Here is a 5,101-nt window from a genome sequence, read left to right on the forward strand (position 1 = left end):
CCGCGCCTCCGCGAGCCCCGGCAGGGACAGCGACTCCGGCTTCAGCGGCGCCCCGGTCCCCGAGGACGCCTTGCCTTCGGAGGGCGGCAACAGCACGAGCACGGTGGTTCTCCTTCGTACGGGGGAAACGGGGGTGCGGCCCCGGACAGCCAGCGTACGAGGTGCCACCCCGCCCCCGGCCCCGCCGCCCCTCCGAGGCGCGGCCGTCCCCGTACGGCTCCACGGCGCTGTCCCTCAACTCCCTCGCCCCGCCGAGGTGCCACGCCCCGCTCCGCCCCCTACGCTCGGTCCATGCCCCGCCGCCCTCTCCACGTGACCGGCGCAGCCGAGGCTCCCCTGCGGGCCGCCCTGCGCGCGCTGCGGACCGAACTCGCGGTCCCCGACTCCTTCCCGCCCGGTGTGCTCGCCGAGGCCGAGGCCGCCGCCAAGGCCCCGCGCCTGCCCGCGTACGACGCCACCGACCTGCCCCTGCTCACCATCGACCCGCCCGGCTCCACCGACCTCGACCAGGCCATGCACCTGGCCCGCCGGGCCGACGGCGGCTACCGCGTCCACTACGCCATCGCCGACGTCGCCGCCTTCGTCACCCCCGGCGGCGCCCTCGACGCCGAGGCCCACCGGCGGGTCCTCACCCTCTACTTCCCCGACGACAAGGTCCCGCTCCACCCCCCGGTCCTCTCCGAAGGCGCCGCCAGCCTCCTGCCCGGCGAACCCCGGCCCGCCCTGCTGTGGCGCATCGACCTCGACGCCGAGGGCCGCCGCGTCGCCACCGACGTCCGCCGGGCCCTCGTCCGCAGCCGCGCCCGGCTCGACTACGCGGGCGTGCAACGGCAGATCGACGCGGGCACCGCCGAGGAACCCCTCGCCCTGCTCCGCGAGATCGGCCGCCTCCGCGAGGCCCTCGAAGTCGAACGCGGCGGGATCTCCCTCAACGTCCCCGAACAGGAGATCGTCGCGCACGACCACAGCTACTCCCTCGTCTACCGCGCCCCGCTCCCCGCCGACGGCTGGAACGCGCAGATCTCCCTGCTCACCGGCATGGCCGCCGCCGACCTCATGACCGCCGCCGGCACCGGCATCCTCCGCACCCTGCCCACCGCCCCCGACGGCGCCGTCGCCCGGTTGCGCCGCTCCGCGCACGCCCTCGGCGTCGACTGGCCGCACCACGTCCCGTACGCGGAGGTCGTCCGCTCCGCCGACCCCACCGACCCGCGCCACGCCGCCTTCCTCCAGGAGTGCACGACCCTGCTGCGCGGCGCCGGCTACACCGTCTTCACCGACGGCCACGTCCCCACCCCGGCCGTGCACGCCGCCGTCGCCGACGAGTACACGCACTGCACCGCGCCCCTGCGCCGCCTCGTCGACCGCTACGCGGGCGAACTGTGCGTGGCCGCCGTCGCCGGGAACGAACCGCCCGAGTGGGTCCGGTCCGCGCTGCCCGCCCTGCCCGACACCATGGCCATGGGCACGCGCCGCGCGAGCGCCGTCGAACGCGAGAGCGTCGACGTGGTCGAGGCGGCACTCCTCAGCGGGCGGATCGGCGAACTCTTCGACGCCTACGTCATCGACGTGAAGGAGCGCGAGCCGTCCGTCGGCACCGTCCACCTGGAGAACCCGGCCGTCGTCGCCCGCGTCGCGGGCGGCACGGCCCCACTGCCGCTCGGGGAGTGGTTGCGGGTCAGGCTGGCCGAGGCGGATCCTGGACGGGCGAAGGTGCTGTTCGCGCCCGCGTGAGCGCCTCTTCCACGGCGCGTACGAGCGCGGTGGGGTCGTCCGCGTGACAGCGGATCAGCCGTACGGGCCGGGGCGCGCCCAGCAGCCTGGGCGCGTCCACCGGCGCGTTCAGCTCGATGGTGACGGAGGTCTGCGAGCCCACCGCCAGATTCAGCTCCCCCTCCGCCCCCTCGTGCGTGAACAGCGTCTCCCGGCGTACGGCGGTGATCCGCTCCCACGGCACGCGCACGTCCACGTGGGCCGCCTGCCGCAGCCTCAGGGCGTCCTCGAGCAGCAGGTGCGGGCGCGTGGCCGAGGCCGCGTGCAGCCCGAGGACGAACAGGACCGTGTACACGTCCAGGACGAGGACCACGGCGTGGGCCACGGGCAGATCGGCCAGCAGGTACGACATGCCGACGGTCTCCACCACGCACACGAACGCGAAGCCGTACATCAGCGCCGCCTGGTCCCGGGCGTGCGGGAACACCGCCCGCGCGCCCGCCACCCCGTGCGGGCGCCGCGCCACCCAGCGGCCGAGGCTCGCCATCAGCCGCAGCTCGTGCCCGATCAGCCGCAGCACGCTCTCCGGCACCAGCTCGCCCACCGCCTCCCGCCGCGAGAGGCCCCGCCGCCGCAGCCGCGTCCACACGGCCACTTCGGCCAGGAGGAGCGCCACGACGAGGGCCTCGGCGACGGCGAGGACGGCCGCCGGTATCCGTACCCCGCCCACCAGACATCCGGCCAGCACCAGCTCGGCCGGCAGGACGGCGTACGCCACCCACCGCAGCCCCCGCACCCCCGCACCACGCCCCCGCCCCGGAGCCCCGGCCCCGAGCTGTCCGGTCCTGTCACCCTCCGGTGGCGGGGTGGCGGGCCCGAGGTCCGCGGGCCGACCATCCCCCGGTCCCGGAGCCCCGGCCCCGAGCTGTCCGGTCCTGTCACCCTCCGGTGGCGGGTTGCCGGGCCCGATGCCCGTGGTGGCGGCGGCCTCCCGGGCCCCCGCCACCAGGGCCCCGGTGTCTGCTTCCGCCGCCCCCGGCCCCCGCCCCGGCCGCGCGACCCGCGCACCGCCCTCCCGCTGCTCTCCGCCGACCGTCACCGCAGCCCCTCCTTCCGCTCCCGCACCCACCGCATCGCGAGCCGTACCGCCGCCTCCTGCCCGGGGGAGAGGTCGGCGAAGAACGCGTCCGCGAGGCCCCCGGACCCCTCCTCCGGCAGCTCGGCCCCGCCGGCCTCGTCCGGCAGACAGTCCGCGAGCGCCCGGGCAGCCGCCGCGACCCGCGGATCGTCCGCCTCCGCACCGGCCAGCGCGTCGAGCAGCCCGTACACCTCCCGTGCGCCGGTGGCCGCGCGCCGCATCAGCTCCATCAGCCGGCCCCGCTCCTCCTCCGGCAGGACCGTGTCGAGAAGGGCCAGGATCTCCCGGTCCTTCGCGGCCATCGGGGAGTCCGGCAGCTCGCCCAGCCCCGCGAGGAGCGCGGTCAGCTCCGGCGACACCGGGCCCTCGGCGGTCAGCCGCCCCGCCCGCGCCTCGGCCAGCAGTTCCGCGAGCCGCGCCCGCCGGGCCCGTACGACGGCCTCCTGACGCGCCAGGTCCTCGTCCAGCTCCTCCAGCACCTCCACCAGCTCCCGCCCCTCGTCGTCCGCGAGCACGTCCCGCACCTCGTCGAGGCCGAGCCCCAGCTCCGCCAGCCGCCGCACCCGTGCGAGCAGCACCGCGTCCCGTACGCCGTACTCCCGGTATCCGTTCGCCCGCCGCCCGGGCTCGGGCAGCAGCCCGAGGTGGTGGTAGTGCCGCACGGCCCGAGGGGTCACCCCGACGAGCGCGGCGATCTCGCCGATCCGCATGGCCCCAGTAGAAACCCTGCCGTCGCGACAAGGTCAAGCACCGCTCCCCGGCCCGGCCGCCCCGAAACGGCGGGTAGCATGGTCGGCACGGCAGACGAGCCGGGCGGACGGCCGCGTGGGGATCCCCGGATCCTCCCGAGGAACGTCCGGGCTCCACAGAGCAGGGTGGTGGCTAACGGCCACCCGGGGTGACCCGCGGGACAGTGCCACAGAAAACAGACCGCCGGGGGCCTCGGCCCTCGGTAAGGGTGAAACGGTGGTGTAAGAGACCACCAGCGCCTGAGGTGACTCAGGCGGCTAGGTAAACCCCACCCGGAGCAAGGTCAAGAGGGGACGCCCCGGCGTCCCTGCGCGAATGTTCGAGGGCTGCTCGCCCGAGTTCGCGGGTAGACCGCACGAGACCGGCGGCAACGCCGGTCCTAGATGGATGGCCGTCACCCCGACGACCGCGAGGTCCCGGGGTACAGAACCCGGCGTACAGCCCGACTCGTCTGCCTCCCACACTCGGGCCCGGCCCGGGAGCCCGGGCGGGACCCTCCCCGGGCCCCGCCCCGTCACCGCCGTGAACGGCCGCGACGCCTGGTCAACGGATCTCCACCCGCTCCCCGTCGGACGCCGAGCCGACCGGCATGCCGAGCAGGTCGTCCCCCGACGGCCAGATACGCAGGGCCAGCGACGCCAGGTACACTCCGCGCGCACGGATGCGGTCCTCGTCCCAGCCGCCGCCCCAGTCGTCGACGGCGACGGTGGGCGGCGGATTGAGAAGGGTTCCATGGGTGAGCCGGAGAAGGCTGTGCTCGCCGAGCCACTGCCGCTTGTCCCGCCAGGCCATGTTGCCCAGGGCCGGGTTCAGCCGAGCCGTGACCAGCGTCAGATTCCCCAGCGTGTGCATCAGCTCGTCCCGGTCGGCGCCTTCCAGGGGATCGTCCTCCCGAGCGGGCCAGTTGTCGCGCCAGCTCTGGGGCATGACGTGCTCGATCGTGAGCTTCGCGCCGGCGTGCTCCCCGACCGGGGCGGTGAGCTGCTCGGTGTGGTCGGTGCGCAGTTCGTCCTCCAGGCCTTCCAGGAGGATGCGGACCCGGTGGCGGTACAGCCGGGAGTAGAGCGGGTCCTGCTCCAGGGCGGCACGGAACTCCGCGTCCGTGGGCCACTGCCGGTGATGTCCCTGCAGGGCGGACAGTGCCTTGATGACGGCTTCGTCCGCGCATTCGGGCTGCTGCGCCGCCACGCCGACGAGCTCGCGGAAGACATGGTTGTAGTCACGGTTGCTGAGGTTGAGGATCGCCCGCCGCACCAGGTAGCTGTCGAGGGCACGAATCACCCGCCGCCGTCGGTCCGGCGGCAGCACGTCCTCGCTCAACCCGTAGAGGAAGAGCAGCAGCGGCATCGGTGTCGACGTCTGCATGACCTTCATCCGGTACAGGAACCGGCCCTCCACCCCGTCCAGGGGATGCTGGTCGATGCCGTCGTAGAGCTCCGCGTACCGGGCGAGCTCCCCGAACACCTCCTCGGTGGGCGCGGAGGACTCGAACAACCAGCG

General features: G+C 74.9%; 4 protein-coding genes and 1 other RNA gene. 2 read left to right on the plus strand and 3 right to left on the minus strand.

Annotation, left to right across the window (positions count from 1 at the left end):
- The first annotated feature begins 291 nt into the window (after positions 1 to 291).
- Positions 292 to 1,734 carry an RNB domain-containing ribonuclease gene (locus tag RIF68_RS26880; RefSeq protein ID WP_309053883.1) on the plus strand — a complete coding sequence of 481 codons (1,443 nt, stop codon included), beginning with the start codon at positions 292 to 294 and terminating at the stop codon, positions 1,732 to 1,734.
- Here the strand turns inward: RIF68_RS26880 and RIF68_RS26885 are convergent.
- The gene (locus RIF68_RS26885) at positions 1,679 to 2,812 is read right to left on the minus strand and encodes a hypothetical protein (protein WP_309053884.1); all 1,134 of its coding nucleotides are present in this window, start codon (positions 2,810 to 2,812) and stop codon (positions 1,679 to 1,681) included. The two genes, RIF68_RS26880 and RIF68_RS26885, sit on opposite strands and share 56 nt — an antisense overlap.
- Complete coding sequence (locus RIF68_RS26890) at positions 2,809 to 3,561, minus strand: MerR family transcriptional regulator (protein ID WP_309053885.1); 753 nt, start codon at positions 3,559 to 3,561, stop codon at positions 2,809 to 2,811. Before RIF68_RS26890 ends, RIF68_RS26885 begins: the two co-directional genes overlap by 4 nt.
- A 95-nt stretch (positions 3,562 to 3,656) precedes the next feature.
- Between RIF68_RS26890 and rnpB the strand changes: the two genes are divergently transcribed.
- Positions 3,657 to 4,055, plus strand: an RNA gene (gene rnpB, locus RIF68_RS26895) — RNase P RNA component class A.
- An 89-nt stretch (positions 4,056 to 4,144) separates the two neighbouring features.
- Here rnpB and RIF68_RS26900 read toward each other — a convergent pair.
- The coding region (locus RIF68_RS26900) for an HNH endonuclease family protein (RefSeq protein ID WP_309053886.1) at positions 4,145 to 5,101 on the minus strand (957 nt) is incomplete at its 5' end.

Origin of the sequence: Streptomyces sp. (genome assembly GCF_031178505.1) — a bacterium.
Lineage (GTDB): Bacteria > Actinomycetota > Actinomycetes > Streptomycetales > Streptomycetaceae > Streptomyces > Streptomyces gulbargensis.

Coding starts and splice junctions, on each gene's coding strand:
- RIF68_RS26880 (WP_309053883.1), top strand. CDS start 292: ATGCCCCGCCGCCCTCTCCACGTGACCGGCGCAGCCGAGGCTCCCCTG.
- RIF68_RS26890 (WP_309053885.1), bottom strand. CDS start 3,561: ATGCGGATCGGCGAGATCGCCGCGCTCGTCGGGGTGACCCCTCGGGCC.